Source organism: Bacillus sp. FSL R9-9530 (genome assembly GCF_038008145.1).
GTDB classification, from domain to species: Bacteria; Bacillota; Bacilli; order Bacillales; family Bacillaceae_G; genus Bacillus_A; species Bacillus_A mycoides.
Genome location: NZ_JBBOYO010000001.1, coordinates 4,626,538 through 4,652,798 on the forward strand (window position 1 = coordinate 4,626,538; position 26,261 = coordinate 4,652,798).

Here is a 26,261-nt window from a genome sequence, read left to right on the forward strand (position 1 = left end):
TTAGTTTACAATTATTTGTTGTGTGGATTTATAAACAAACAGGATTTCGAGTGGTTAGTATTTATGCGTTTAACGATGAGCGTGTTTATTTTTTATCTATTCTTTGTATGACAATTGTTCCAACTCTTCATTTTTTCCGCATTATCGTTTTATTTTTAATGGAAGAGAAGAATAAGTCATATGTGGAATTTGCTCGTGCAAAAGGTAGTTAAGAAAAAAGAATTTGCCGTAAGGGCAAATTCTTTTTTTACTGTAAAGGAACTATGAATTTAAAAATTTTATCAGTTCCTTATTTAATTCATCCGCTTGATCGATTGGAGAGCCGTGGCCACTATTTGTAAGAGGATATAGTTCAGAGTTTTTAATTCGCTCTTTTGTTAGCTCAGCACTTTTATAAGGGATGAGTTGGTCGTGAACACCGTGGAATATTTTTGTTGGGACGTTAATTTTACTTAAGTCCTTCGTTACGTCTTCGTTTGCAGCGGCTTGCAAAATTTTGATGAGAGCATAAGAAGCGGACTGCATACCGAGATAAGAAAACCATTCTAACGTGGCAGCTCCTAAGTTTCTATTAAAAAATGATAAAGATACATCACTTAGAAACTTAGGTAAATTTACATACATTTGAGCAATCAGAGCATCTGCTTGTTCTTTCGGTACGCCGTAAGGGGATTCTTGGTTTTTCACGAAAGAAGGAGAGACAGCATCCACTAATGCAAGTTTGGAAATACGACGCCCATTATATCGTGACATATACCGAATAGAGAGAGCGCCACCGACTGAGAAGCCGACTAACGTAGCATTTTCTATTTGAAGTGCTTCTAATACAATTGCGATATCATCAGCTAAACGATCATAAGTGTAACCAGTCCATGGTTTATCAGACTGTCCGTTTCCTCGTATATCCATGGCGATGCAGCGGAAACCATGTTGTGGTAAGATATTAAATTGATATTGGTACATTTGATGATTTAAAGGCCAGCCATGAACGAAGAAGACAGGTTTACTTCCAGGGCCTGGGTTAATATCCTCAACAAAAATGTGTACATCTTTTTCCACTGTAACGAACATGACGTATCCTCCTCATGTATTTTAATAGGCTCTTTCCCAAAATCGCTGTTTTGTCATTGCCTGAATAAATTCATTCGCAAGTAAGGTAGGATTTTGTTCTGTTATAACGCCAGGTTTTCCTTCGATGTTTAAAGATTGAACAATAGTAGTTCCATTTTGGAAAGCGCCAATTGGCTTAAAGTGATTATACGATTCTACGACGAATGAACTTGCCTTGTTAAGAAAATGATCATTAATATTTCCGCCAATAAGAAGTAGCCCATCATAAAGAAGTGGTGATCCTGTTAAGAAAGTATCATTCACTTCCCACTGTCCATTTTGAGAGCCTTGCACAAAACCTAATCGTTCGGAAATAATAACGGGCTGAAGACCGGCTTGTTTGAATTGATTTATAATATATTGTGCGTTTTGACCGTCATATCCGTTTGCGACAATGACGCCTACTCGTAATGTATTTGGGCTGAATGTTGTATGTTCCATACTTAGTGCTGGTGAGGATTTTGTAACATTTGATTCTTGAACATTTGGCACTGTTGCCCCGACTGCTTCAGCTACTAAAGTAGCTAATTCTGTACTTATATGACCAATCATACCTACGACTTGTTGGCGAACTGATTTACTTTTTACTTTTCCTAATTCAAAGGAAAAGGCCTGCATAATATGGATTTTTTCGACGTGGCTCATACTATTCCAAAATAAACGGGCTTGTGAGAAATGGTCTTTAAAACTAGCAGCTGTTTCTCTTGTTTTATGTCCAGAAACAGTAGAAGGATATGTAACGAAACCGCCTTTCGTACCAGGTACAGTAAAGGGAGAGTTATTAGCTAAAGAGTTATTATGGTAAGCGACTTTTCCTTTATCAATTATATATTTAGACGCACCATCTCTTTGATTGTTATGAAAAGGACATACCGGACGATTAATCGGTAACTCTTGATAGTTTGTACCGACGCGTGCTAATTGTGTATCTGTATAAGAAAATAGTCTACCTTGTAAGAGAGGATCATTTGTAAAATCGATACCGCGGACGATGCTTCCAGGGTGCAGTGCGACTTGTTCTGTTTCCGCAAATACGTTATCAACGTTTCGGTTTAACGTCATTTTTCCGATGATCTTAACAGGGAAGTCTTCTTCCGGCCAAATTTTTGTTGCATCTAATATATCGAAATCGTATTTAAATTCATCCTCTTCTTCTAAAATTTGAACGCCAAGTTCGTACTCAGGGTAGTTTCCGGCATTAATATTTTCCCATAAATCACGGCGATGATAATCTGGATCAGCGCCGCCTAGTTTTTGAGCTTCATCCCAAATTAACGAGTGAACGCCAAGCTTTGGCTTCCAGTGGAATTTTACGAATCGTGACTTTCCGTGCGTATTAACTAAACGAAATGTATGAACGCCGAACCCTTGCATCATTCGAAAACTTCTCGGAATTGCGCGATCCGACATAATCCACATCATCATCGCAGCTGATTCTTGATTATTGGCGATAAAGTCCCAAAAAGTATCGTGTGCTGTTTGTCCTTGGGGAATCTCATTATGTGGCTCTGGTTTAAGAGCATGAATAAGATCCGGAAATTTAATACCATCTTGAATGAAGAAAATCGGAATGTTATTGCCAACTAAATCGAAATTTCCTTCCTCTGTATAAAACTTAACAGCGAATCCTCGTACATCTCGGTTCGTTTCATTTGCACCTTTTGATCCAGCAACTTCAGAAAAACGAATAAAAATAGGTGTCTTTTTAGATGGGTCTTGTAAAAAATGAGCCATTGTTAAGTCTTCTAAAGAATCATATAGCTCAAAAACACCATGTGCTCCGTAACCGCGGGCATGAACGACTCTTTCAGGAATTCGTTCACGGTCAAAATGAGCGAGTTTTTCTCGCATCAGGAAATCTTCTAAAAGTGTAGGACCACGATCCCCGGCGGTTAAAGAGTTTTCATCATTTGAAATTTTGACACCCGTATTCGTTGTCATCTCTTTTCCTTCATTGTTTTTCGTAAAGGATTGTAACTGTTCTATCTTCTTATTTTCACGACCGTCCATATAAAGCACCTCCCATATTATACGTATTATTGTTCATGGTTTTTATGCTTACATATGGTGTGGGGAAGTATATTATCTATGGATTGATTTTCCTCATTTGTTCAATTTATCTTTGTTTGTCTATGAAAATCATTTATTATAATAAATGGTATTCTTTTGAAGGGGTGTTGAAGTGGAAGAGAGTTTTCTATCAGCTAAAGAAGAAAAGAAAAACGCTAAGATTTTCTTATGGGTAATACATGTTATTTTAATTGTATACGAGGTTGCATACGCGATTATATTAGAAGATACAATGCCTTTAGGAAATTGGCATAAAGGGATATGGAAGCTTGCATATATTATGGCTATATTAGGTATTAGTGTTTACTTATTTGAGAGAGAAAAAGCATATTTAGTTAAATATACATATTTATTTGCATACATGATCGCAGAGACTTTTAATATTGGATGGTATGCTTTTCATAATAGAATAGCATTTGATGAAGGGAATGTAATTGAATATATTTTTATTTTCTTCGTACCGATCTTTTTGAGTAAAAGATATTTATTTGTCTTAGCGCCATTCCTTATAGGGAAATATATGATATACCTATTTGTATTTGGAGAACTTAACCTGTTTATGTCTCTTGTTATAAATATGGTGTTACTTTTCGTGTCATTTATTATTTTAAATCGATTTTTACAATATCTTTCAGCAGTAAAGGGACGTATTGCAGAGGCAAGTCAGTCACAAAAATTGGCGGTTATTGGAAAAATGGCAGCGACAGTCGGACATGAAATTAAAAACCCACTTGCTTCATTAAAAGGGTTTACGCAATTACAAAAAGAGAAACACGAAAAAGATGCAACATATGAACAAATGATTCTCGAAATCGAAAATATGAATAATATGATTAGTGAATTAATGGAGGTTGCTACATGTAAACCTTCTGTTTATGAAAAACACATTGTAAGTGATGTTTTAGTACAAGCGGTAGAAAACATGCGCGGAAAAATGAACGAGTTAAATATAAATTGCACCTTTAATGAAGAGCAAAATAGAAGTGAAATTGAATGTGATAAACGCAAATTAAAAGGAGTATTTTTGTATGTTATTAAAAATGCTTTAGAGGCAATGGAACATGGCGGAACATTAAAAATACAAGTTGAAAATAAAAAAAGAGATTATGTAATAGTAAGTATAGTAGATAGTGGTTTTGGGATAAAAAAGGATAATTTAGGACGAGTTAAGGATGCTTTTTATACAACGAAGCAAGATAGAATTGGATTAGGTCTTACGGTAGCAGAGCGAATTGTGACAGAGCATCTTGGAGAATTACACATTTCTAGTGAAGTAAAGAAAGGAACGAGAGTAGAAATACTGCTCCCGAAAAAATGTGAGCGCAATGTGACACAAGATTAAGAGGTGTTGTTAAAGGAGTTATCATATGGAAAAAGGCGATATATTTGAAAAAGAAGAGATAAAGGCATTAATAATATTTTTAAGCTTATTCTTCGTTATATTTTTTGCGTATGATTTTGCTGAAAAAGTTATTGTCCTTTTATCAGATAAAAATCAAAAACTAGCAGATGCTTTTGGAGAAGGATTAGGTTTATGGCTATATAGTTTGATGGTTGGATTATTCTTTATAGGACTTTATTTTATGAAATGGAAAAAGCCGTATATTGTGAAGTATATTATTTTAATTGGCTATAATATATTGGATTTTATTAATAACTTCATTATTTATTACGGAAGTGATGCGGAATTTGATAGCGGGAATATAGTAGAAGGATTCTTTATTTTATTTGCACCGATATTTGTGAATAAGAGGTACTTTTGGTTAGTTGCCGGAACTATTGTTGGAAAATATGCACTTATGGGATTCGTTGTTCAATCCTTTATCGTTCTTATCCCAATAGCATTATATAGCGTGTTTGTTATTATATGTTGGATTATATTTTTAAGATTCCAATCTTACGTTCGTACACTTGAAATGATGGATAAAGAAATAAGAAATGTAGAGAAATTAGCAATGGTTGGGAAAATGGCGACAGTAATTGGCGATAAGATTAGAAGACCGTTAGAAAAATTGAAAAAACTTGTGAATAAGCAAGCGAAAAAATATCCAGAAGATAAAATTTATAGTGAAATTATGAGACAGGAAGTAGAGCGAATTCATACAATTGCTACAGAACTAAATGGGTTTGAGAAATCTAAATCGGTAGAATCCGAAACGCATAATATTAAAGAAATCATCTCTTATGTTATCAGGGTTATGGAAAAGCCAGCTTTAGAACAAGGGATAAAAATGCATGCTATTTATAGTAAAGATATACCATCAATTACATGTGAGGAAAAACGATTGAAACAAGTATTTTTTAATTTAATAAAAAATGCGATTGAAGCAATGTCAGTTGGCGGAACTATTACTGTAAAAGTTATAGTGGAAGATGTGATCATTGTTCAAATTATAGATGAGGGATGCGGCATTCCGAAAGATAAAATTCCGAAGCTAAATGAAGCTTTTTACACAACGAAAGAAACTGGAACAGGCTTAGGATTAGTAGTTACGGAAAAAATTATTAAAGATCACCACGGTAAATTGAACTTTGAAAGTGAAGTTGGAGTTGGAACGACTGTTGAGATTATGTTACCGATTTAATTATAGTGGGAAATTTTAAAAAGGGGAAATCACTTTCTTGAGAGTGATTCCCCTTTTCATTGTAGAGGGGATGTTTACAACATTGACAAACTGTACAAATTCACAATCCAAAATAGGGGTGTTTTAAAGCGAGAGTATATAATGAATTTGTCTGTTATTTGTTTTCATTTATTTGTAATTTTTTTGCCTCGGTAGCGAGGTTTTTGTGAAATCAACGATTTGTAAGTGTGGGCTATATATCAGTGATTAGAAAAATAGAATATACAGCACTTGCCGTAATCCCGGGGGTAATATAAAGAGATATCGCATCCCCCCTCGAAAACAGGTTTCCGGTTGTGATACTAGTCCAAGTTACAGTGGCAGGTCCAGGTGCTGGAGTAGGGTTATACACTTGAGGTTGTCTAGAGCCAATATCCGTAGGTTTAATTGAAAATGTCATAGTTCCCGTAATTTTATCTGTAGTAGTTAAAGTAATAGTAGATAGGATGTAACTAGAGGTAGGGGCAGAGAGGTTTGTTGGGACATTCCTGCAAATATCAATCGTATAAACAGCAGCGGGTAAGTTATTAATATTTATAGATGTAGCAAAACCAACTATATTTCCAGCTCCAGCAGTTACATACGGAATAACGTTAGAATCAATTCCTGGAGAACCTGCTATACGTTGAAACCCAGCATTCGTCCCTTGAAAAACAATACTTTTCGCTGTTGAACTACCAGCAGGTCCAGTAGCTCCGGTAGAACCAGTGACTCCAGTAGTTCCGGTAGCTCCGGTAGAACCAGTGACTCCAGTAGTTCCGGTAGAACCAGTAGAACCAGTAGAACCAGAAGTTCCGGTAGCTCCGGTAGAACCAGTAGATCCAGTAGGACCACCTTCTACCAATACGATATAATCTTGAGACACATTCGGAAATCCTTGAGGTGCATCTTTTTTTACAACATAGCCGCTACTCGTGTAAGTGACAACTTGTCCCTTTTTATAGTTAGGAGCGGCTGCTAGACTAAAAGCGGTAGTACTTTGCAAACCGGCCCCGGCATTGCCAGTAGGTCCAGTAGCACCAGTGGGTCCAGTAGCGCCAGTACTGCCGATAGAACCGCTGTTGCGTCTACCGTCACAACTAAAGCAATTGCGTTGGTACATATATTATCTCCTTTCTATATTTTTGAAAATCTAGTTTTAAAAGTAGAACTACTTTATATATATTGTAGATTCTATATTTTTGTGTGGTCGATCGTATTGTGTATATAGATTTTAAAAATAGGGGAGGTGTTATTAGTTTTATAATCACCGGGTCTCCTGCGGAATCAAAGTAACATTTACATCAATGTCTCTTTCACTAAATATTCAGAGGCAGAGTGTGACACACCGATGAGTGACATATTTGTTTCTTTCGCATAATCCATAATGAGTGAGTATTTATGCCTACCATAATCATTGTCGATTTGGCAATGGATTTCTCCTGTAATAAATGATTAAGTTATTGTTCTATTTCTTTTAAGGCTGGCATGTTTGGTAATCCTCCTTAAGATAGTTCTTACTTTGTTAGTTGTTTTTGTTTTTTTATGGAAAAATAAGAAGCGGATAGGAAACAAATAAAACCTAGAATCCAGCCAATAGAAGGAGAATAGGGAAGTATATGTTGTAATACCATTCCGCTAGAAATAAAAAAGCTACCTAATAGACCTAAGAAAATGAGATATCGCTGTAGTTTGAACATCAGTGATACAACCTCCTTTATCTCGCATTAACTGCTCGTAAAAGCCTGATTGGCGAGGGCTAATAATCAGAGGGGGATGGATACCTCCCTGATTAAAGTTTCACTTTATCACATATATTTTATAGTAGTCTTAATTTTCTGTATATAAGATTCAAGAAAAATGGTGGTACAATATATAAATGATACGAGAAGAGAGGATGTAGGTTAACACATGTACGTTACTGTAACAGAGGCAGCATATAAAAAGATTATGAATACGATTCCAAGTGAAACGAAATATATAAAGTTATTTTATGATAATGAAGGTTGCGGTTGTGTTATGAGCGGGATTATTGATTTAGTAGCCGTTTCAGAGAAAGATGAGCGCGATGTAGATATCGAATCAAGCGTACTAAACTTTATTGCAGATCGCACAAAGCTTGTATTTATGGATGATAAATTAACAGTTGATTGGCATGAAGTTGGAGGGACTTTCCAGTTGAAGAGCCCAAGCCAGTTTTATAATCCGAATATGAAGTTACATGTTCGATTATAATGAAGAGAGAAGGAGTATATAATATGCTCCTTTTTCTTATGGATTTTTTCACATAATGAAATGTACATATAGTTGAATTTTCTGTATAATTCTCTTTGCGGAGGGGGTTGCGCATGAAAAGATGGGGAATTGAGTTATTAATTTTAAGTGTCGTTATTATTTGGGGGATTAACTATACGATTGCGAAATATGGACTTTTAGAATTTACAGCAATAGAGTTTACTGCAGTTCGAATGATGACAGCAGCACCACTACTGTTATTACTTACGTTCTTTATCGAAAAGTCACTTTATATGGAGCGAAAAGATATACCAAGATTAATCATCGTTAGCGTTGTAGGTATTGTACTGTATCAAACGTTATTTATGGAAACTGTAAAATACACATCCGCTACAAATGCTTCTTTACTCATATCTATTTCACCTATTTTTACAACTGTATTTGCGATTTTCTTGAAACAAGAAAAATTTTCTTCTCGAAAGTTAGTTGGTTCCATGATTGCCTTTATTGGTGCTACATTAGTTTTAGTAGCGGGGCATTCACTCGCTAGTTCTTTCTACGGAAATGGGATTGGACTTATTACATCAATATGTTGGGGACTTTATCCCGTTTTAGCAGGGCCGCTTATTAAAAAATACTCAGCATTACGTGTTACTGCATGGTCGACATTAGTTGGAGCGATTCCGCTCTTATTGTTAAGTGGTCCACATGTATTTGTCATGCCATTTCACATTACACACGGAATGACATTGTTTGCTTTACTATATTCTATTTTCTTTGTAACAGTATTCGGTTTAGTCATGTGGTATGTTGGTGTTCAAAAAATTGGTGCGTCACATACGATGGTATATATGTATATTACGCCGCTTGTAGCTGTTTTATTTGCAGCTGTATGGGCAAATGAATATGTATCGTTTCAACAAATAATCGGTGGAATCATCATTTTCTTCGGTCTATGGTTTGTGAAATCAGAGAAAGTAGAAGCTAATTCTATCGTGCAAGAACCTATATCAAAATAGGAAAACAGATCACCTATGATCTGCTTTCCTATTTTTTTATTTTTGGTAAAAATACGAGGAATAAAATGGCAGTAATAAGTGGGATTAAATTAAGAAAAGGAATGCGGAAGAGTGTAATAAGAATAATACCTGGAAGAAGAACACCGAGGACAGCATAGAAAATACTATGTTTTTTCGTGTACCAATACAAGGAAAGTCCAATAAGTGCAGGAACAATGAGATGAATGAGAGCCATTAAAAAATAAATCATTAGACGCCCCCTTTATTTATGTGCTTATTACATCATATCCGTATGTTCATAGATTGATATCAATTTTTTCATAATTGGACGAAAATGTTTTGAAAAACGTCACATTTATGAGGGATTCTATATTAGAAATCTTGTATAATATTATTTCCTAAAAGCATTTAAAAAACATAAACATACTGTTTATGTTTTTTAAATTTGAGTGAAATGAATTTTAAGTACCATAGACTCGAAAGAAATGAGTTATATAGCTTTGGTTGGATAGATAAAAACTATTGAAGGGGAGTACAATATGATTAGTATGTCATTAAGGTCGTTTAAAATTCAATCGTATTATCTACTAGGTATTCTGTTATTAGGCTGGATGTTAACACCGTTTTCAGCACATTTTCTAGGTGCAGGAATTGGACTTATTGTAAGCATGTATTGTGTTTGGATTTTAGGAAGGCGTATCGAAAAGCTTGGAGATAGTATAGTAAAGAAGACGAAAGCGCCGACGCTTGGTATGTTTAATCGCTTTGCAGCTGCAATTTTGGGTGCTATTATTATGTACGAAATTGAGCATCATATGGTAATGTGGGCATTTGCAGTAGGTATTCTGGGTGGTTATTTCTTAATCGTTATTAATTTAGGGTATTATAGTATGAAGGATGAGGAAGAATTAACGAAGGGCTGAAAAAGATGAAAAGCCTCTTTTTAGATGGAATAGAGGATCCAGCGATGGATAGAAGCGGTTAGGGCCTTTTTTAGCCCCATGCGGTGTGAAACCAGAAGGAGCAAGTGAGCGAGAGATCTCTTTATATTTTCAAAGCCTTGATTTGTATGTGTGAAAATCCGAGTATATCAATTGAAAATTAGGTTTGGAACTTTTTTAGATGGAATAGAGGATCCGGCGGGGGATAGAAGCGGTTCAGAGCCTTTTTTAGCCCCATGCGGTGTGAAACTAGAGCGAGGTAGTGAGCAGGAATATAATTTATATGTTCGAAGCCGTAATTTGCATATATGAAAATCTGGTTATTTAAATTGAAAATTGGCTTACTCTGGAATAAGGGATCCGGCGATGGATAGTACAACAGGAAGCGTAACTTTGTATAAAATATAGGTTTCCGCTTCCAATAAGTTAATATGAAATCACTTAGTAGTATGACTCTTAGGTTCTTTAAAAAAGTTGGATACAATACAACAAACTATTCCGGTAATTAGAATAATGTATTTTATCGTTTCACTTGTATGCTCAAATAAATTAACGTTAAGCATTACAAGTCCCCAAAACATTTGAATCGCTCCATAACTGAATAAAATTTTTCCTGTACGAGAAAAATTTTTCATGGGCCTCACCCTTTCCTTTATATGTAAATTATATCATAGGAAACTACAAATGAATGATTATAAAATGAATTTTCTGTAAATTTATAGGTATTGGTATGCAATAGATGAAGAGATTAAAGTTTCACTTTATATAAGATATAGAAAGAAGCTTACGTTTTTAACGTAAGCTTCTTTTTTATGTAAGTGTGTGTAACCGTTAAGCCGCATTGGGTTTTGTCGGTGAGTACGCGGAACTTTACGGTTATACGACACTTATTCATATGAGTAAAAGGGTTATTCCAACAGAAAATTTGTAATTAAGCGATTGGACCGCCTAAGTTAATAATAGCTTCAGAAACGCTATCGAATTTTTTGAAGTTTTCTTTAAATTCGTTTGCAAGCTCAATTGCTTTCACTTTGTAAGCATCTTTATCAGCCCAAGTTTGTTCAGGCATTAATACTTCATCAGGTACACCTGGAACATGACGAGGTACTTCAAGGCCAAAGATGTCGTGTTTTGCAGTTTCAGCTTTAGCAAGTTCACCGCTTAGTGCTGCTTGAATCATTGCACGAGTGTAACCTAAGTTCATACGTTTACCAACGCCGTATTCGCCACCAGTCCAGCCAGTGTTTACTAAGAATACTTTCGCATCATGTTTCTCGATTTTTTCACCAAGCATTTCAGCATAACGAGATGCATCAAGCGGTAAGAACGGTGAACCGAAGCAAGTAGAGAATGTAGCTTGTGGAGATGTAACACCGCGCTCTGTTCCTGCTAGCTTACTAGTGTAACCGCTTAAGAAATGGTACATAGCTTGTTCTTTTGATAACTTACTGATTGGAGGCAATACGCCAGATGCATCAGCAGTTAAGAAAATAATTGTATTTGGATGTCCTGCAACACTTGGCAGTACGATATTGTCAATCGCATGCATAGGGTATGCAGCACGTGTATTTTCTGTTAAAGTAGTATCGTTATAGTCAGCGATGCGTGTTTGACCATCAATGACAACGTTTTCTAAAACTGAACCAAATTTGATTGCATCGAAGATTTGTGGTTCTTTCTCATGAGAAAGGTTTACACATTTTGCATAGCAACCGCCTTCAATATTGAATACGCCGTTATCAGACCAACCGTGCTCATCGTCACCGATTAATTTACGGTTTGGATCAGCAGATAATGTTGTTTTGCCTGTTCCAGATAAACCGAAGAATAGTGCTACGTCGCCTTCTTCGCCTACGTTTGAAGAGCAGTGCATAGAAAGAATGTCTTGTTCAGGTAGTAAGAAGTTCATAATAGAGAAGATTGATTTTTTCATCTCTCCAGCGTATTCTGTACCACCGATTAGTACGATACGTTTTTCGAATGAAACCATAATGAATGCTTCAGAATTTGTACCGTCAATTGCTGGATCTGCTTTGAAGTTTGGTGCAGAAACAATTGTGAACTCTGATTCGTGAGTTGCTAATTCTTCTTCATTTGGACGAATAAATAATTGATGTACGAACAAATTATGCCATGCATATTCGTTAACAACTTGAATTGGTAGGCGATAGTTGCGATCAGCGCCAGCAAATCCTTTGAAGATGAATAACTCTTCTTTTTCTTTTAAGTATTCTAAAACTTTTATATATAATTTATTAAAATGTTCTTCAGAGATCGGTTGGTTCACGGCTCCCCAAGCAATTTTGTCAGCAACCGATGCTTCCTTCACAATAAATTTATCCTTAGGAGAACGTCCTGTGTATTTTCCTGTTGAAGCAGAAACGGCACCAGTAGAAGTTAATTTCCCTTCGTTTCGCATTAATACTTTTTCCACTAATTGCGGAACACTTAATTGAATCTGTGCATTGCTTCCGTTCAATAATTCATGTAAACCAATTTGGACATTCACAGTACTCATATTTATATACCATCCTTTTCATTTAATGAAATATTTCTCGTAATCCCCATCAATAGTATAACACAATTATATAAATAATGTATACTATTTATTTATTTTTGTTTGTGTGAATGTATCATTTCCCTATTAATATTTCATTCTATGGGTATTGAGAAAAACTTTCAGGAAAATGTGAATATTAATTGACAAATGAATATCATTTCTTTAGTATAGGTTGGGACGGATACTCTCTTATCCCGAGCTGGCGGAGGGACAGGCCCGATGAAGCCCAGCAACCTCATTTGTAGTGGTAAATACAGGTGAATAGGTGCTAAAACCTGTGCGAGGCTAACGGTCTCGAACGATAAGAGCAAAGGGCAAAAAGCAGTATGCAAGTAGCAAATTAAACCTTTCCTCTATGTTAAGTAGGAAAGGTTTTTCTGTATGCTTGTGTGGGAGAATAAATGTATGTCGCAGTTTGTGGCAAATTAAGGATGAGTTCCGTACAATATATACAATTACTGTAGGGAGGTTTACCACATGACAAAAAAACGTCATCTGTTCACATCTGAGTCTGTAACTGAAGGACATCCAGATAAAATTTGTGACCAAATTTCTGATTCAATTTTAGATGCGATCTTAGCAAAGGACGCAAATGCACGTGTAGCTTGTGAAACAACTGTAACAACTGGTTTAGTATTGGTAGCGGGGGAAATTACGACTTCTACTTACGTAGATATTCCAAAAATCGTTCGTGAAACAATTCAAGGCATTGGTTACACACGCGCAAAATACGGATTCGATGCAGAAACTTGTGCAGTTTTAACATCTATCGATGAGCAATCTGCTGACATCGCTATGGGTGTTGACCAAGCACTAGAAGCACGCGAAGGTCAAATGACTGACGCTGAGATTGAGGCAATTGGTGCGGGAGACCAAGGTTTAATGTTTGGCTTCGCATGTAATGAAACACAAGAATTAATGCCACTTCCAATCTCGCTTGCTCACAAATTAGCTCGTCGTTTAACTGAAGTACGTAAAGATGACACATTATCATACTTACGTCCGGATGGAAAAACGCAAGTTACAGTTGAGTATGATGAAAATGGTAAACCTGTACGTGTGGATACAATTGTAATTTCTACACAACATCATCCAGATGTTACGTGGGAAGAAATCGATCGCGATTTAAAAGAGCACGTAATTAAAGCTGTAGTTCCAGCAGAATTAATGGATGGAGAAACGAAATTCTTCATTAACCCAACTGGCCGCTTCGTAATTGGTGGACCACAAGGTGATGCTGGTTTAACAGGACGTAAAATCATCGTTGATACTTACGGTGGATACGCTCGCCATGGCGGTGGTGCATTCTCTGGTAAAGATGCAACGAAAGTTGACCGTTCTGCAGCATATGCAGCTCGTTATGTTGCGAAAAACATCGTAGCAGCTGGTCTTGCTGACAAAGCAGAAGTACAACTTGCATACGCAATTGGCGTAGCACAACCAGTATCAATTTCAGTTGATACATTAGGCACTGGTAAAGTATCTGAAGACGTATTAGTAGAACTAGTTCGTAACAACTTCGATCTTCGCCCAGCTGGTATTATTAAAATGCTAGACTTACGTCGCCCAATTTACAAACAAACAGCAGCTTACGGCCACTTCGGACGTACTGATGTAGATCTTACATGGGAACGTACAGACAAAGCAGCTACTTTAAAAGAGCAAGCTGGTCTATAATATATGAAAAAAAGCTTTGCGCTGTGTGCGCAAAGCTTTTTTTATTTGGTTTTATCCCGTAAAAGCCCGATTGGTTTAACTAATAATCAGTGGGGAAGAACAAAATCCCCACTGATTAAAGTTTCACTTTATTTACTACTTGAATACAAGAACTACAATAAACTTCCCCGTCTAGCTCAATATACTTCTTCATATTTGTCATACCACTTGCCGGAAATGGCATATGAATCCACGCTTTTTCATACGTTTGTATTTCCTTTTCACATGATTTACAAAGGATTGGTTTCTTACGGAACATAGACGGTCACCCTTTCAGTTGGCGTGCTTTTCCTGCGCAAAAAGCACTGCTCAGTAAAAATAGCGTTGCGAATATAATACTCACTAATGTAGCGTATGGAATTGCTCCTTTTAGAGAAAAACCGACAGTGATGGAAACAACAAATAAGAGGATGAATGTTGTTGTTAATTTTTTGTATAGTTCCATAGTGAGTGAACCTCCAAATTATTTTGTAATTTAAAATGAAATCTACTATGTAGAAAATATAAGGGGATTTAAAGAGTAGCTAATGGTGTGTAGTCCAGGCGTATAAGAAAGTATATTTTCCTTTTTGTGGTCGTATATACTTATATTGTATCACGGTGCATCATTGGCTTCATACATAATTGTGTAAAGATATGTATGATAAAATGAAGAAAAGTCTTTAGGAAAGGAAAGATGAAAAATGAGTGTAACTGAACATAAAAAACAAGCTCCAAAAGAAGTGCGCTGCAAAATCGTGACGATTTCCGATACACGTACGGAAGAGACGGATAAGAGCGGACAACTATTACATGAATTATTAAAAGAAGCAGGACATAAAGTGACCTCCTATGAAATTGTGAAAGATGATAAAGAAAGTATCCAGCAAGCAGTGTTAGCAGGTTATCATAGGGAAGACGTTGATGTCGTGTTAACGAATGGCGGAACTGGTATTACGAAACGTGATGTAACGATTGAGGCAGTGTCAGTGTTATTAGATAAAGAAATTGTTGGATTTGGTGAGTTGTTCCGTATGATAAGTTACTTAGAAGATATCGGAAGTAGTGCGATGTTAAGTAGAGCAATCGGTGGTACAATCGGGCGTAAAGTTGTCTTTTCGATGCCAGGGTCTAGCGGAGCGGTTCGTCTTGCGATGAACAAGTTAATTTTACCGGAATTAGGTCATATTACATTTGAGTTGCATCGTCAATGAAAATTGCAGGAATTGTATTAGCTGGCGGACAGTCTAGTCGTTTCGGAGAACCGAAAGCATTGGCGATTTGGAAGGGAACTACTTTTGTTGAGCATATTGTGCAAGTAATGGAAAGTATTTTGCAAGATGTTGTTGTTATTAGTCATACTGATATAAAAGAGAGAGTAGAGCAATTAGTACAAGTTCCAGTTATAGAAGATATGTCGCACTATAAAGGAAATGGGCCACTTGCTGGAATAGTGTCAGGAATGGAATACATAGATTCAGATTGGTATATTATCATGCCTTGTGATGCACCGAACGTTTCAAATGAATGGATTACCATTTTATTAGAGCAAACGAGCGATGAATATGATGCTGTTGTCCCTATTATTAATGGAAGAAAACAACCGTTACTTGCAGCGTATAATAACCGCGTGAAAGAAAAGATTTATGCTTTGCTTCAAGAAGAAAAAAGAAGTATGGGCCAGCTTTTATCACAATGTAATGTGAAATATATTGCTGGTGAAGATGTACAAGCGAATGTAGATTGGTTTATAAATGTGAATACGAAAGAAGAATATGTGCAGGCTCAAAAAGACCTTTCAAATGAATGAAAGGTTTTTTGATATACAGAAATTGGGGAACAATTGCTGTATAAAGGTATGTGAGTAAGTTGATTTTAACGGGATTTTTTAAAATCACCATACAGTAAAAAATACTGTATAACCATATATTAATTTTTATGGGTTTTTATTACAAGTCTGTTTAAGCGAGTAATTCTGATGCAGTGTTCTGAAGGACTTCTGCATATTGGTCAAGTAAGCCACGAAGGATCTCATCCCAGCTTTTTGATTTAGCATAAGACGAAGCTGCTATGCCCATTTGCATAAGTTGATCTTCATTTTGCAATAAAGAATTGATGGAGGATAGAAAGGAATCTATATCTTTTGGTGGACAAAGAATTCCCGTTTTTCCATCTGTAATAATATTTTTAACCCCGCCACTATTCGCACCAATAACAGGTGTACCACATGCGAGTGACTCCAGCACGACGTTCCCAAATGTTTCAGTAGTAGATGGAAATACCATTAGATGGGAGGAAGCATAGACTTCAGCTAAATCTTTACCTTGTAAATATCCAGTAAAGGTTACATTTGTTTTTGGAACATTTTCATGCAGGCCCTTGGCAAGAGGTCCATCTCCAGCGATGAGCCAATGAATATCGTCACGTTCTTTGTTTGTCGTTTGAATAAGTGTTTGAAGAGTATCGATATCTTTTTCAGGAGCAAGGCGCCCGACGTAGGAAAGAATATATTTCACTGTAATATTATATTTTTTTCGGAATAGGTCTTTATTGTAAGTTGGATGAAAGAGAGTACAATCTACACCACGTCCCCAAATATAGAGCTGTTGAAATCCTTTTTTCTTTAATTGATGTAATGTTTCAGGAGAAGGAACAAAGTTTTTTTGCATATGACTATGAAACCACCTTAAATAGTTCCATAGCATATTGGAGAGAAATTCGATTTTGTAATAGCGTAAATAGGCGTCAAAATCAGTATGATAAGAACCGACAACTGGGATATTCAACTTTTTGGCATAATATAACCCACAAAGTCCCAGATTGAAAGGCGTAGCGATGTGAATGATATCAGGTTTAAAGGCAAGAAGTTCCCGCTTAATGCGCGGAGTAGGAAAGGCAAAGCGACATTCTGGATATAATATTGTTAACGGGATACTTCTCATTTTGTTCACATTCGCTACGAAATTATCTTCCGCCGTATGCTGGGGGGCGAAAACAGAATAGGCGATATTTTCTTTTTGAAAATATTTAGTTAAACGTTCCAAAGTTTTCGCCACACCGTTGACTTGTGGTGTAAATGTATCGGTAAATATGGCGACTCTCATCATATCGCTCCTTTACATGAGTGGAATGAGTTGATAAAAAGAGATGATGCCAGAGCAAGTGCCAAGGCACATGCCTACAAATACATCTGACGGATAATGAAGCCCTAAATAAATACGGGAAATACCGACGCATAATGCTAACGGTAATAGAAAAGCAAGCAAGTTTGGATTATAGCAAATAAATGGAATGAGGACAGAGAAAACAGCCGTTGTATGTCCGGATGGAAAAGAATGATCTTTTAAAGGCTGTACTGGATATTTCGCATCTTGAATTGTTAAATAAGGACGTTTTCGTGGATACCATCTTTTTAATATTTGCACAGGAATATGGCTAATTGTTAAAGAAATAGCAGTTGCAATTGCGGCTTGATGCAAATTCCCTGTTGCGAAAATTAAAAAGAATAGGGTAAGTGCAATGGAAAAACTTGCACCACCGATATGGGTAATATTGCTGAAAAAGATGTTTAATGTTTTTTGATCAAAGTAGCGATTAATTCCTTTGAAGATGTAACATTCTATTTTATATAGTCCACTGACCTTCATGAGATTTTTCCTCCCTCATTTACATATATATGGAGTTATTAACTTCTATTTTAATAAGATTTTATTGAGGGAATAATAATGTTTTGTAAAGAAAAAGTTAGATTTTTTCATAAAAAAAGCTGCCAGTCTTATGGCAGCGATAAAATCACTTTTGTAACGATTTATAATATTGTCCTTTTTCAACGTATTGTGTGCGGATACGTTCCATATCTTTACGGTCTTCTTCTGTTAATTCGCGAATGACCTTCGCAGGGCGACCGAAAGCTAACGTATTAGGAGGGATTTTCTTTCCTTGTGAAACGAGACTACCAGCACCGATGAAAGCTCCTTCACCAATTTCAGCGCCATCTAATATGATAGATCCCATTCCGATTAAAGCATCTTTTTCAATTTTGCAGCTATGTAAAATAACTTGATGCCCAACGGTAACGTCATCTTCTAAAATAAGAGGATACTGGGGGCTTTGGTGAAGTGTACATTGATCTTGTACATTTACTCTATTTCCAATTATCGTTGGTGATACATCACCGCGGATGACTGTATTAAACCAAATGCTAGATTCTTCGCCAATTGTCACATCGCCTGTAATGGTAACATAGTCAGCGATAAAAGCACTACTCGCAATTTTTGGATTTTTTTCTTTGTAAGGATATATCATGTAAAGCCTTCCTTTCCTAGAGACTAGTTTTAGTGTATCAAATTATGAGAAAGAGTGAAATGGAGGAGGTCCGTATGTGGAATTATGAAGCAGAGGAAGCGAAAGCTGTAGTCGTTATCGTGCACGGCGCAATGGAATATCACGGACGTTACGAAGCTATAGCGGAAATGTGGAATCATATCGGCTACCACGTTGTGATGGGAGACCTTCCATCACATGGAACGACTTCGAGAAATAGAGGACATATTGATTCATTTGATGAATACATAGAGGAAGTTAAATTATGGGTGAAAGAGGCAAGGAAGTATCGATTACCTATTTTTATATTTGGTCATAGTATGGGTGGTCTTATTGTCATTCGTATGATGCAAGAAACGAAGAGAGAAGATATAGATGGTATTATTTTAAGTTCACCATGTTTAGGTGTATTAACTGGACCTTCTGCTCCGCTTCGAGCTGCCTCAAAAATATTAAATGTTGTTGCTCCAAAATTGCAATTTGCAACGAATCTTACAGTGGAAATGTCAACTCGTAATCATGAAGTGAGAGATGCGATGGAGAATGATTCATTGTTCTTGCGCAAAGTATCAGTACGTTGGTATAGTGAATTGATTAAGTCTATCGAAATTGCGCATAAAAAAATAGGCGATTTTCCAGACGTTCCACTCTTGCTAATGCAGGCTTGTGAGGATAAACTTGTAGATAAAACACGTGTCCGTACTTGGTTTGATAATGTTAAAATAAGTGATAAGGCTTTTAAAGAATGGCCGAATTGTTATCATGAGTTATTAAATGAGTATGAGCGTGATGAAATTTTGAATTATATTCAGTCATTTACTGAAATACGCATCAATAACATAATAGAAACAAATAAGTAAATTATTTGTACATTGAATAGAGGAGATGAAGGAAGAAGTGAACGTACCGAGTAATCCCATAACGCTCATGGCGAAAGTATACCGTGATGTGTTTCCGGTAGTACACCATGAGCTAGCGATGTGGAAAGAGCGTGCCTACCATATTCCGAATGACGAGCTTCATAGTCAGGCAATCGCAAGTATTGAGAATAAAACGTTTCATTGCGAGGGCGGTGGCATTTTAGCGCTACTAGCAAATGAACACCGAGAGGAATGTATTCGTTTTATCGTAGCTTATCAAACGATTAGCGACTATTTAGATAATTTATGTGATCGTAGTACATCACTTGACCCGAAAGACTTTGCGGCTCTTCATGAGTCGATGGTAATGGCATTAAGCCCTGAAGTTGAAGGGGGCGGTAACTATTATCGTTATCGTGATGATCAAGATGATGGTGGTTATTTAGATGAGCTTGTTGAAACATGTCAGGATGTTTTAAAGAAAACGAAGCATTATGATAAAATTGCTCCAATTCTTCATGAACTTGCTTGTTATTATTGTGATTTGCAAATTCATAAACACGTGAAGTTAGAAGAAAGAGAACCACGCTTAAAAACATGGTTTGAAGCACATAAAGAAAACTTACCAGAGATGAGTTGGTTTGAATTTTCAGCATGTGCCGGTTCTACACTTGGAATCTTCTGTCTTGTCGCATATGCATTTCATGATGAATTACATGATGAAGATATTGCGAAAATTAGACAAGGATACTTCCCTTACGTACAAGGACTTCACATTTTACTTGATTATTTCATCGATCAAGAAGAAGACCGTATAGGCGGGGATTTGAATTTCTGTAGTTATTATGAAAACGAGCAAGCGATATTAGATCGTATGAAACATTTTGTAGAAGAAGCAGAGAAGAGCATTGGTGATTTGCCTCATGCGAAGTTTCATCGTCTCATAAGCCGAGGATTACTTGGTATTTATTTATCAGATCAAAAAGTATCAGCGCAAAAGAATATGCATAAAATGGCACGGCGCATTGTAAAATACGGAGGGCTCACTTCACGATTCTTCTACTGGAACGGGAAGATGTACCGAAAGAAAATGGCGCAGTGATGAAAAAAACCACTCATGTTGAGTGGTTTTTTTATTATGATCGTATTTGTGAAAATATGTATATGAGAAGTTCAATCGCGAAAATAACTAAAACAGATAGTCCGAATAAAGGCATGACAGCGCCTAGTATAACCATCATGATAAAGAAAACGAATGTGCTTTTCTTATCTCTTTGCTTAGGAGGTGCTGCTAATTTTCCTTTCGGTTTTCTCGCTAACCACATTTTTACTCCGTAATAAATAAGAAGTAATAAAGATAACGTCGTTAGTAAGCATAATATTTTATTTGGCCATCCGAATAAATGTCCTTCGTGAAGCGGGATACCGTAAGTGAACCATTGTGCAAATAATCCATAATCACGATAGTCCGTTTTCGAAATGAGTTCTCCGCTATATTGATCAAAGTAAGCTGTTATTTCTTCATTTGGTGCCACATCCATACCCGTAATACCAGAACCACTTGATTTCGAAACAGTGAATACACCTTTCGGATCAGTCGGTAGTGAGATAACGTATGGCCTCTTTATTTCAATCCCTTTTTGTAACTCATCAATTGAAATTATTTTTGGCTCACTTGATTTAGATTCCGGAGGAGCTTCTTTTCTTGTTGCCCACGGTAATTCTTTTACCTTTGATTCAGGTGGTGCCATATACAATTTCGGATATCCGATTGATTCATTCGACGCTGCGATTTTATAAATTTGGTTACCCATAAATCCTGACCAAGGTAAACCTGATGTAACTAAAAGAGCGAGAGGAATTGTAAATATAATACCGATAATAGAATGACGTCGTTTTGCCTTTTCTCGCTTATTGGATGCTGGTGTGTTTTTGAATTGGCGTATACTCATATACAACCCGGTTACAATTAAAAAGATTGTCCAGCACGCTGCAAGTTCTACAATATAATTGACGACAGTGCCACCGACTAAAAGGGAACTATGTAATTCACGCATTATATTGGTAAACGTTTCAGCTGCATTTTGATCCCCAACAATTTGATTATTGCTATCTAAATACACAAATTTTTGCTTTCCTGTATATTCATTAGCAATGGTAAGTCTCGTATTATAATCCCCATTAAACTCACTAATTTTCGTCACGCTATAATGCGGATATTTTTTCTCTGTTAAGAAAAGCGAATCAGACATCGAAATAGATTCTGTTTGGGCGCTCTTCCCGAAATATAAATCTTTATAGATGAAATCTTCAACTTCTTCCCGAAATAAATACCCAATTCCGCTCAGTGACAAAGTAATAAGAAGCGGCGTAATAAAAAGCCCGGCATAAAAATGCCAACGCCAAAAAATATAATGAAGCGAACGATTTTGTTTCATACGACAGTTCCCCTAACCTTCCCTATATGAATAAACTACTTATTTAATATAGCGAGATTAAGTGTGATTACTTTGAAAGAATTGTGAAAAAAGTTAAAAGTTTTGGGGATTTTTATCAAATACAAAGCACATTTCAAAAGGGATGTGTTCTATGTTTATGAAGACCTTTTTATATTTGATGCATAGATCCTAACAACTGCTTTCGCAAGACATTGAGCGGAATCAACAAAGTCCTCACTCACCACCACATTCAAATCGGTACATGCGATAATAGCGGTATCTACTTCGTCTTTTAACTGTAAAACGAGCAGACTCCATAATTTGCGAGCTTCCTCAATTTCTCCGCCTTTAATACAAGTAATAATTTGATTAATCATTTCTTGCCATTGTTCATTATGAATGTACTCTATATTACGTTTTGTAATCCCGTCTTGGTAAATACTTGCTTGAACAGTCGGTTCTGTTGCAAGAAGAGCGACTCTTTTTGTATTTTCAGGAATTGCTTTTAACGTCTCAACGACTATATTCAAAATAGGAATGGTAATAGAACGCTGTAATTCCTCGAAATAAAGATGCGCTGTATTACATGGCATTGCGATGAAATCTACACCAGTACTTTCAAGTCTTTGCGCTCCTTCAATAATCGCTTTTTTCATCGCCGCATGATCAATAGGGCGATCCATATAAAACGGTGTTGGGCACGAATAAATCATCATATGAGGAAAGTCTATATCATGCTTTGCTCCATATATTGTTTGGCACCCTGCTACAACTGTATCGACGAATGGTCCGGTTGATTTTGGACCCATTCCTGCTAGTATTCCAATCATTGTTTAGTCCCCTTTAATAGTGTATGCATCCATTATATAGGAGAATAAGAAAAAGACGTGCAGTGAGTGCACGTCTTTTTTTGTTATGTTTTGTCGAATCATTGATATTTTATCGTTTCTCAATCGCCACAATAAATGGCGGGTTATTTTGCTGGTTAATGAAGCCGTATCGCAAAACGTGAGCTTGTTTTTGGTCGAGTTCTTCTGCAAATTTGAGAACAGCGTCGCGTTCTACTTGTCCTTCTGGGTGTCCGTGGTAAATGACAAGGACGATGATTCCTTCAGGTGCCATTACTTCTAGTAATTGTTCAATTGCCGAGAGTGTTGAGTTCGGTTTTGTAACGATATGCTTGTCACCACCAGGAAGGTAACCTAAGTTGAAGATAGCGCCTGTTACTTTTTCTTTTGCATCTTCTGGTAGTACGGATAAGAGTGTGTCGTGACTGTCGTGAACTAAAACAGTACGTTCGAAAAGTTCCTTTTCTTTTAGGTGGATAGTAGAGCTTTCAATTGCCTCTTTTTGAATATCAAATCCAAATACTTTTCCACTATCTCCAACGATTTCAGCTAGGAAGCAAGTATCATGTCCATTGCCGAGCGTTGCATCTACAGCGTAATCGCCTTCTTTTACTGCCGTTTGCAGCAGCGAGCGAGCAAACGGTAATACACGTTCTAATTTCATTTTTGTTTCTCCTCATTTGCATATTTTCCTTGCCAGCTTCCGCGGCGTACAAATTCTGCATCGATGGAATTTAATACTTCCCATTTATTTAAGCTCCACATTGGACCGATCATTAAATCAGGTGGACCGTCACCTGTGATGCGGTGCACAATTACGTCTTCAGGAATAATTTCAAGTTGGTCAACAACGAGACTTACGTAATCTTCAAGAGAAAGGAATTCTAATTGACCTTTTTCATATTGCTTCACCATTGGCGTACCTTTTAATAAATGAAGTAAATGAATTTTAATTCCTTGTACGTCAAGTTTTGCTACTTCACGAGTTGTTTCCATCATCATGTCGTAATCTTCAAGGGGAAGACCGTTAATAATATGAGAGCAAACTCTAATGCCATGTTTGCGTAATTTATTTACGCCTTCCACATAAGATGGATAATCGTGAGCACGGTTAATAAGATTTGCAGTGCGTTCATGAACAGTTTGTAGTCCGAGTTCAACCCAAAGGTACGTACGTTTATTTAAGTCCGCTAAATATTCAACGACATCGTCTGGTAAACAATCTGGACGAGTTGCGATAGAAAGACCGACAACGTCTTTTTCTGCTAGAAGCGGTTCGAATTTTTCTTTTAACACTTCAAGTGGTGCATGTGTATTTGTGTAAGCCTGAAAATAAGCGATACATTTTCCGTCTTTCCACTTTGAGCGCATTTTTTCTTTCATTTCATGATATTGCGTTATAACATCATCGCGGCGATCGCCAGCGAAGTCACCAGATCCAGCAGCACTACAAAACGTGCAGCCGCCGTAAGCGACTGTACCGTCACGGTTCGGGCAATCGAAGCCAGCATCTAATGAAACCTTAAAGATTTTTTCACCAAATTCATTTCGTAAGTGGTAATTCCATGTATGATAACGTTTATTGTCATTTGTATATGGAAAAGGGTTTTGAACCTTCATTATTTTCCCTCCTAAGACGAGTCAAAATAAAGTGAAACTTTAATCAGTGGGGGATGTTCCCCCACTGATTATTAGTTGAACGAATCGGGCGTTTACGGGCAGTTGAGCTCCCACCTACCTTTTTTTGTTTCATCCAAATTTTGAGGTAGAGGTCTTACTGCCCGTTAATGCGGGATGAAACAAAATCCATTATAACATACTCATAAGGTTCATATGGAAGGGACACACTAAAGGGGAATTGAAGCAAGGAGGGACAATTATGGCAGAGCGTCAATCACTTGAAGAGTATATTACACAGGCAGAACAAGCGGTGGAATATGCGAAAGAACAATTAGACCAAGGCATGAGACAGGAGCATTACAATACGATGGAGTATTCGGATGCTCAGTTGCAATTAGAACAAGCATATAATGATTTACAAACGATGCAACAACATGCGAATGATGAGCAACGTGAGCAATTAAATAGAGCACGTATGGCAATTCGCCAATTGCAACATCAAATGATTATTACACCGCACTAATAAGGAGTGAATGTAATGGCGAAACGTTCAGATCAAAATAATCCAGAGCAAAAAACGCAAAATGGACATAACGCTGAGTTTTCAAATGAACTTGATCCAGTTGTTCAAGTGAAACAGCGTAATAGTAAAAAGGGACAACCTCAAAAATCAAAGCAATCAGAGTAAACCAGGTCGCAATATGACCTGGTTTTATTTTGCTATATGACAATAATGTAAGATCTCTGTAAGGTTTGTCGATAGTTGTAAGCTTACTTTTCCAGTAGAGTGAGGGAGGATTTAATTTTGGACAAGGAGTTGTATTATGGGGAACAATATTACAAACAAACGAATTGAAGAGTTAGATTACATTCGTGGCTTCGCATTACTGGGGATTATTTTAGTAAATATTCTTGCACTACTGAATATTAAAGTTCCAGATCCTAGTACAGTGGATGCAAGTTATCAAAGGTTTCTATACTTATTTGTAGAAGGTCGTTTCTTCTCAATCTTTTCATTCTTATTTGGAGTAGGATTCTATATCTTCATTACAAGAGCAATTGCGAAAGGGAAGAATGGATATGTTCTATTTCTACGCCGCTTAGTTGCACTATTTATTTTTGGTTTGATTCATCAAATGTTTCAGCCTGGGGAAGCACTAGCGTTATACGCAATTTGTGGATTAGTCACTTTACCATTTTATAAAGTGAAGAAGCAAATAAATTTAGTAATTGGTCTTATTCTTACGATAGTTTTTAGTATTATGGCAGCTAAGGAATTATTACCATTAGGTTTAATTTTATTAGGTCTTGCTGCAGGACAGTACAAAGTATTTGAAAATCTTTCAGCGAAAATAAAGCAAGTCGCTATTTTTACAGGAGTTATGTTTGTTTTAAGTGTGATAGCTTTATGGTATCAATATGGGCACGTTCCTGCTAATCCATTTGTAAATATGATACTTATGACTGAGGATGGAACAATGGATGCTGCAGGTCAGTTTTTAAAAATTGGTGTTACAGTTGGACCAATTATTTCAGCTTTCTATGTCGGAGCATTAATTTTGCTACTTCAATTAAAACCAGTTCAAACTTTGTTAGCGCCACTGAAATATTATGGTCGTATGGCTTTAACAAATTATATTGGACAAACTGCAATGATTTTAATTGCAGGCAGTGTATTTAATTTTGCAGGAAACTTAACGTACATGCAGACGCTATATGTGTGTATCGCAATTTATGCAATTCAAATTATTTTCAGTGTGATTTGGATGAAAATCTTTAAAATGGGTCCATTAGAATGGATTTGGCGTGTTATTACGTATTGGACGGTAACGCCTTTAAAGAAATAAGAGTAGGAAATAGGCTGTTCCACATGCGAAACAGTCTATTTTTATTGTCATCTTTTGTCGGTAAGTCGATATATTTGAAAAATCGCTGATAA

The 26,261-nt window shown here is 36.6% G+C and carries 30 protein-coding genes, 1 pseudogene and 1 riboswitch; of the genes and pseudogenes, 14 read left to right on the top strand and 17 right to left on the bottom strand.

The window, feature by feature from the left end; all coding sequences use genetic code 11:
* Positions 1-50 precede the first annotated feature (50 nt).
* On the top strand, positions 51-212 hold the full coding sequence (locus MKX66_RS23385; protein ID WP_326997203.1) for a peptide ABC transporter permease: 162 nt from the start codon (positions 51-53) through the stop codon (positions 210-212).
* Between the two features lie 49 nt (positions 213-261).
* On the opposite strand, the gene MKX66_RS23390 is transcribed toward MKX66_RS23385, so the two are convergent.
* Positions 262-1,071 carry an alpha/beta fold hydrolase gene (locus tag MKX66_RS23390; RefSeq protein WP_201053227.1) on the bottom strand — a complete coding sequence of 270 codons (810 nt, stop codon included), beginning with the start codon at positions 1,069-1,071 and terminating at the stop codon, positions 262-264.
* Positions 1,072-1,092: 21 nt separating this feature from the next.
* The gene (locus MKX66_RS23395) at positions 1,093-3,120 is read right to left on the bottom strand and encodes a catalase (protein WP_061674605.1); all 2,028 of its coding nucleotides are present in this window, start codon (positions 3,118-3,120) and stop codon (positions 1,093-1,095) included.
* A gap of 172 nt (positions 3,121-3,292) precedes the next feature.
* Between MKX66_RS23395 and MKX66_RS23400 the strand changes: the two genes are divergently transcribed.
* Complete coding sequence (locus MKX66_RS23400) at positions 3,293-4,522, top strand: ATP-binding protein (RefSeq protein WP_149191009.1); 1,230 nt, start codon at positions 3,293-3,295, stop codon at positions 4,520-4,522.
* A 25-nt stretch (positions 4,523-4,547) separates the two neighbouring features.
* On the top strand, positions 4,548-5,765 hold the full coding sequence (locus MKX66_RS23405; protein ID WP_193652310.1) for an ATP-binding protein: 1,218 nt from the start codon (positions 4,548-4,550) through the stop codon (positions 5,763-5,765).
* A gap of 232 nt (positions 5,766-5,997) precedes the next feature.
* Here MKX66_RS23405 and MKX66_RS23410 read toward each other — a convergent pair whose 3' ends face one another.
* The 3 genes and pseudogenes from MKX66_RS23410 to MKX66_RS23415 all read right to left on the bottom strand — a co-directional run bounded on the left by MKX66_RS23410 (position 5,998) and on the right by MKX66_RS23415 (position 7,483).
* A complete protein-coding gene (locus MKX66_RS23410) occupies positions 5,998-6,906 on the bottom strand; it encodes a collagen-like protein (protein WP_341087217.1) in 909 nt (302 codons plus the stop codon).
* 179 nt (positions 6,907-7,085) lie between these two features.
* Positions 7,086-7,238: pseudogene (locus tag MKX66_RS30935) on the bottom strand (Nif3-like dinuclear metal center hexameric protein); the annotation flags it as partial.
* A gap of 62 nt (positions 7,239-7,300) precedes the next feature.
* Positions 7,301-7,483 (bottom strand): hypothetical protein, encoded by a 183-nt coding sequence (locus MKX66_RS23415; RefSeq protein ID WP_002034443.1) that lies wholly within the window; start codon positions 7,481-7,483, stop codon positions 7,301-7,303.
* A 211-nt stretch (positions 7,484-7,694) separates the two neighbouring features.
* On the opposite strand from MKX66_RS23415, the gene MKX66_RS23420 reads away from it, so the two are divergent.
* Entirely contained in the window at positions 7,695-8,018 is a 324-nt protein-coding gene (locus MKX66_RS23420) for an iron-sulfur cluster biosynthesis family protein (protein WP_061674603.1), read from the top strand.
* A gap of 113 nt (positions 8,019-8,131) precedes the next feature.
* A complete protein-coding gene (locus tag MKX66_RS23425) occupies positions 8,132-9,037 on the top strand; it encodes a DMT family transporter (RefSeq protein ID WP_061688343.1) in 906 nt (301 codons plus the stop codon).
* Positions 9,038-9,065: 28 nt separating this feature from the next.
* Here MKX66_RS23425 and MKX66_RS23430 read toward each other — a convergent pair whose 3' ends face one another.
* Positions 9,066-9,287 (bottom strand): hypothetical protein, encoded by a 222-nt coding sequence (locus tag MKX66_RS23430; RefSeq protein WP_002034446.1) that lies wholly within the window; start codon positions 9,285-9,287, stop codon positions 9,066-9,068.
* Positions 9,288-9,576: 289 nt separating this feature from the next.
* On the opposite strand from MKX66_RS23430, the gene MKX66_RS23435 reads away from it, so the two are divergent.
* Positions 9,577-9,960, top strand: a complete 384-nt coding sequence (locus MKX66_RS23435) for an ATP synthase subunit I (protein ID WP_002089121.1) — start codon at positions 9,577-9,579, stop codon at positions 9,958-9,960.
* Positions 9,961-10,415: 455 nt separating this feature from the next.
* On the opposite strand, the gene MKX66_RS23440 is transcribed toward MKX66_RS23435, so the two are convergent.
* Both MKX66_RS23440 and pckA read right to left on the bottom strand, forming a co-directional pair.
* A complete protein-coding gene (locus MKX66_RS23440) occupies positions 10,416-10,613 on the bottom strand; it encodes a hypothetical protein (RefSeq protein ID WP_002089120.1) in 198 nt (65 codons plus the stop codon).
* Positions 10,614-10,909: 296 nt separating this feature from the next.
* Positions 10,910-12,496 carry a phosphoenolpyruvate carboxykinase (ATP) gene (pckA, locus tag MKX66_RS23445; protein WP_002034448.1) on the bottom strand — a complete coding sequence of 529 codons (1,587 nt, stop codon included), beginning with the start codon at positions 12,494-12,496 and terminating at the stop codon, positions 10,910-10,912.
* A 228-nt stretch (positions 12,497-12,724) separates the two neighbouring features.
* A riboswitch (SAM riboswitch) is annotated at positions 12,725-12,846 on the top strand.
* Positions 12,847-13,015: 169 nt separating this feature from the next.
* On the opposite strand from pckA, the gene metK reads away from it, so the two are divergent.
* The gene (gene metK / locus MKX66_RS23450; RefSeq protein WP_002015707.1) at positions 13,016-14,215 is read left to right on the top strand and encodes a methionine adenosyltransferase; all 1,200 of its coding nucleotides are present in this window, start codon (positions 13,016-13,018) and stop codon (positions 14,213-14,215) included.
* Positions 14,216-14,330: 115 nt separating this feature from the next.
* On the opposite strand, the gene MKX66_RS23455 is transcribed toward metK, so the two are convergent.
* Together MKX66_RS23455 and MKX66_RS23460 are read right to left on the bottom strand one after the other, a co-directional pair.
* The gene (locus tag MKX66_RS23455; RefSeq protein WP_002067721.1) at positions 14,331-14,513 is read right to left on the bottom strand and encodes a hypothetical protein; all 183 of its coding nucleotides are present in this window, start codon (positions 14,511-14,513) and stop codon (positions 14,331-14,333) included.
* Positions 14,514-14,519: 6 nt separating this feature from the next.
* Positions 14,520-14,699 carry a hypothetical protein gene (locus MKX66_RS23460; protein WP_341087218.1) on the bottom strand — a complete coding sequence of 60 codons (180 nt, stop codon included), beginning with the start codon at positions 14,697-14,699 and terminating at the stop codon, positions 14,520-14,522.
* Positions 14,700-14,937: 238 nt separating this feature from the next.
* Here MKX66_RS23460 and MKX66_RS23465 point away from each other — a divergent pair, with 238 nt between their 5' ends.
* Positions 14,938-15,447 (top strand): MogA/MoaB family molybdenum cofactor biosynthesis protein, encoded by a 510-nt coding sequence (locus tag MKX66_RS23465; protein ID WP_002034407.1) that lies wholly within the window; start codon positions 14,938-14,940, stop codon positions 15,445-15,447.
* Positions 15,444-16,043: a molybdenum cofactor guanylyltransferase gene (locus MKX66_RS23470; protein WP_113734054.1), complete on the top strand. Its 600-nt coding sequence runs from the start codon at positions 15,444-15,446 to the stop codon at positions 16,041-16,043. The genes MKX66_RS23465 and MKX66_RS23470 overlap by 4 nt, the downstream gene beginning before the upstream one ends.
* A gap of 151 nt (positions 16,044-16,194) precedes the next feature.
* Here the strand turns inward: MKX66_RS23470 and MKX66_RS23475 are convergent, their stop codons facing one another.
* The 3 genes from MKX66_RS23475 to MKX66_RS23485 all read right to left on the bottom strand — a co-directional run bounded on the left by MKX66_RS23475 (position 16,195) and on the right by MKX66_RS23485 (position 18,538).
* Positions 16,195-17,337 carry a glycosyltransferase family 4 protein gene (locus MKX66_RS23475; protein WP_341087219.1) on the bottom strand — a complete coding sequence of 381 codons (1,143 nt, stop codon included), beginning with the start codon at positions 17,335-17,337 and terminating at the stop codon, positions 16,195-16,197.
* Between the two features lie 12 nt (positions 17,338-17,349).
* On the bottom strand, positions 17,350-17,880 hold the full coding sequence (locus MKX66_RS23480) for a phosphatase PAP2 family protein (protein WP_002167520.1): 531 nt from the start codon (positions 17,878-17,880) through the stop codon (positions 17,350-17,352).
* 145 nt (positions 17,881-18,025) lie between these two features.
* Positions 18,026-18,538 (bottom strand): gamma carbonic anhydrase, encoded by a 513-nt coding sequence (locus MKX66_RS23485; RefSeq protein WP_002015678.1) that lies wholly within the window; start codon positions 18,536-18,538, stop codon positions 18,026-18,028.
* 74 nt (positions 18,539-18,612) lie between these two features.
* Between MKX66_RS23485 and MKX66_RS23490 the strand changes: the two genes are divergently transcribed.
* Positions 18,613-19,416 (top strand): alpha/beta hydrolase, encoded by an 804-nt coding sequence (locus MKX66_RS23490; protein ID WP_341087220.1) that lies wholly within the window; start codon positions 18,613-18,615, stop codon positions 19,414-19,416.
* A 37-nt stretch (positions 19,417-19,453) separates the two neighbouring features.
* Positions 19,454-20,518, top strand: coding sequence for a tetraprenyl-beta-curcumene synthase family protein (locus MKX66_RS23495; protein ID WP_016102926.1), 1,065 nt, complete (start codon positions 19,454-19,456; stop codon positions 20,516-20,518).
* Positions 20,519-20,552: 34 nt separating this feature from the next.
* Here MKX66_RS23495 and MKX66_RS23500 read toward each other — a convergent pair whose 3' ends face one another.
* The 4 genes from MKX66_RS23500 to MKX66_RS23515 form a co-directional block, all read right to left on the bottom strand.
* A complete protein-coding gene (locus MKX66_RS23500) occupies positions 20,553-21,854 on the bottom strand; it encodes a PepSY-associated TM helix domain-containing protein (RefSeq protein WP_341087221.1) in 1,302 nt (433 codons plus the stop codon).
* Between the two features lie 155 nt (positions 21,855-22,009).
* On the bottom strand, positions 22,010-22,684 hold the full coding sequence (locus tag MKX66_RS23505) for an aspartate/glutamate racemase family protein (protein WP_341087222.1): 675 nt from the start codon (positions 22,682-22,684) through the stop codon (positions 22,010-22,012).
* 109 nt (positions 22,685-22,793) lie between these two features.
* On the bottom strand, positions 22,794-23,366 hold the full coding sequence (locus MKX66_RS23510) for a class I SAM-dependent methyltransferase (RefSeq protein WP_215590266.1): 573 nt from the start codon (positions 23,364-23,366) through the stop codon (positions 22,794-22,796).
* Positions 23,363-24,322 (bottom strand): TIGR01212 family radical SAM protein, encoded by a 960-nt coding sequence (locus MKX66_RS23515; protein WP_002034421.1) that lies wholly within the window; start codon positions 24,320-24,322, stop codon positions 23,363-23,365. Before MKX66_RS23515 ends, MKX66_RS23510 begins: the two co-directional genes overlap by 4 nt.
* A gap of 259 nt (positions 24,323-24,581) precedes the next feature.
* Here MKX66_RS23515 and MKX66_RS23520 point away from each other — a divergent pair, with 259 nt between their 5' ends.
* The 3 genes from MKX66_RS23520 (at position 24,582) to MKX66_RS23530 (ending at position 26,169) form a co-directional block, all read left to right on the top strand.
* Entirely contained in the window at positions 24,582-24,845 is a 264-nt protein-coding gene (locus tag MKX66_RS23520; RefSeq protein ID WP_002089099.1) for a YtzC family protein, read from the top strand.
* Positions 24,846-24,860: 15 nt separating this feature from the next.
* Positions 24,861-25,010: a hypothetical protein gene (locus tag MKX66_RS23525; protein WP_001129344.1), complete on the top strand. Its 150-nt coding sequence runs from the start codon at positions 24,861-24,863 to the stop codon at positions 25,008-25,010.
* Between the two features lie 136 nt (positions 25,011-25,146).
* Complete coding sequence (locus MKX66_RS23530) at positions 25,147-26,169, top strand: DUF418 domain-containing protein (RefSeq protein ID WP_113770942.1); 1,023 nt, start codon at positions 25,147-25,149, stop codon at positions 26,167-26,169.
* Positions 26,170-26,261: the final 92 nt, after the last annotated feature.

Excerpts from the sequence above, each read along its gene's own strand:
- MKX66_RS23500 (WP_341087221.1), bottom strand. The coding sequence starts at position 21,854 with ATGAAACAAAATCGTTCGCTTCATTATATTTTTTGGCGTTGGCATTTT.
- MKX66_RS23510 (WP_215590266.1), bottom strand. The coding sequence starts at position 23,366 with ATGAAATTAGAACGTGTATTACCGTTTGCTCGCTCGCTGCTGCAAACG.
- MKX66_RS23405 (WP_193652310.1), top strand. The coding sequence starts at position 4,548 with ATGGAAAAAGGCGATATATTTGAAAAAGAAGAGATAAAGGCATTAATA.
- MKX66_RS23460 (WP_341087218.1), bottom strand. The coding sequence starts at position 14,699 with ATGGAACTATACAAAAAATTAACAACAACATTCATCCTCTTATTTGTT.
- metK (WP_002015707.1), top strand. The coding sequence starts at position 13,016 with ATGACAAAAAAACGTCATCTGTTCACATCTGAGTCTGTAACTGAAGGA.
- MKX66_RS23490 (WP_341087220.1), top strand. The coding sequence starts at position 18,613 with ATGTGGAATTATGAAGCAGAGGAAGCGAAAGCTGTAGTCGTTATCGTG.
- MKX66_RS23440 (WP_002089120.1), bottom strand. The coding sequence starts at position 10,613 with ATGAAAAATTTTTCTCGTACAGGAAAAATTTTATTCAGTTATGGAGCG.
- MKX66_RS23455 (WP_002067721.1), bottom strand. The coding sequence starts at position 14,513 with ATGTTCCGTAAGAAACCAATCCTTTGTAAATCATGTGAAAAGGAAATA.
- MKX66_RS23530 (WP_113770942.1), top strand. The coding sequence starts at position 25,147 with ATGGGGAACAATATTACAAACAAACGAATTGAAGAGTTAGATTACATT.
- MKX66_RS23480 (WP_002167520.1), bottom strand. The coding sequence starts at position 17,880 with ATGAAGGTCAGTGGACTATATAAAATAGAATGTTACATCTTCAAAGGA.
- MKX66_RS23520 (WP_002089099.1), top strand. The coding sequence starts at position 24,582 with ATGGCAGAGCGTCAATCACTTGAAGAGTATATTACACAGGCAGAACAA.
- MKX66_RS23425 (WP_061688343.1), top strand. The coding sequence starts at position 8,132 with ATGAAAAGATGGGGAATTGAGTTATTAATTTTAAGTGTCGTTATTATT.
- MKX66_RS23420 (WP_061674603.1), top strand. The coding sequence starts at position 7,695 with ATGTACGTTACTGTAACAGAGGCAGCATATAAAAAGATTATGAATACG.
- MKX66_RS23525 (WP_001129344.1), top strand. The coding sequence starts at position 24,861 with ATGGCGAAACGTTCAGATCAAAATAATCCAGAGCAAAAAACGCAAAAT.
- MKX66_RS23410 (WP_341087217.1), bottom strand. The coding sequence starts at position 6,906 with ATGTACCAACGCAATTGCTTTAGTTGTGACGGTAGACGCAACAGCGGT.
- MKX66_RS23390 (WP_201053227.1), bottom strand. The coding sequence starts at position 1,071 with ATGTTCGTTACAGTGGAAAAAGATGTACACATTTTTGTTGAGGATATT.
- MKX66_RS23505 (WP_341087222.1), bottom strand. The coding sequence starts at position 22,684 with ATGATTGGAATACTAGCAGGAATGGGTCCAAAATCAACCGGACCATTC.
- MKX66_RS23415 (WP_002034443.1), bottom strand. The coding sequence starts at position 7,483 with ATGTTCAAACTACAGCGATATCTCATTTTCTTAGGTCTATTAGGTAGC.
- MKX66_RS23475 (WP_341087219.1), bottom strand. The coding sequence starts at position 17,337 with ATGAGAGTCGCCATATTTACCGATACATTTACACCACAAGTCAACGGT.
- MKX66_RS23435 (WP_002089121.1), top strand. The coding sequence starts at position 9,577 with ATGATTAGTATGTCATTAAGGTCGTTTAAAATTCAATCGTATTATCTA.
- MKX66_RS23395 (WP_061674605.1), bottom strand. The coding sequence starts at position 3,120 with ATGGACGGTCGTGAAAATAAGAAGATAGAACAGTTACAATCCTTTACG.
- pckA (WP_002034448.1), bottom strand. The coding sequence starts at position 12,496 with ATGAGTACTGTGAATGTCCAAATTGGTTTACATGAATTATTGAACGGA.
- MKX66_RS23485 (WP_002015678.1), bottom strand. The coding sequence starts at position 18,538 with ATGATATATCCTTACAAAGAAAAAAATCCAAAAATTGCGAGTAGTGCT.
- MKX66_RS23515 (WP_002034421.1), bottom strand. The coding sequence starts at position 24,322 with ATGAAGGTTCAAAACCCTTTTCCATATACAAATGACAATAAACGTTAT.
- MKX66_RS23465 (WP_002034407.1), top strand. The coding sequence starts at position 14,938 with ATGAGTGTAACTGAACATAAAAAACAAGCTCCAAAAGAAGTGCGCTGC.
- MKX66_RS23430 (WP_002034446.1), bottom strand. The coding sequence starts at position 9,287 with ATGATTTATTTTTTAATGGCTCTCATTCATCTCATTGTTCCTGCACTT.
- MKX66_RS23470 (WP_113734054.1), top strand. The coding sequence starts at position 15,444 with ATGAAAATTGCAGGAATTGTATTAGCTGGCGGACAGTCTAGTCGTTTC.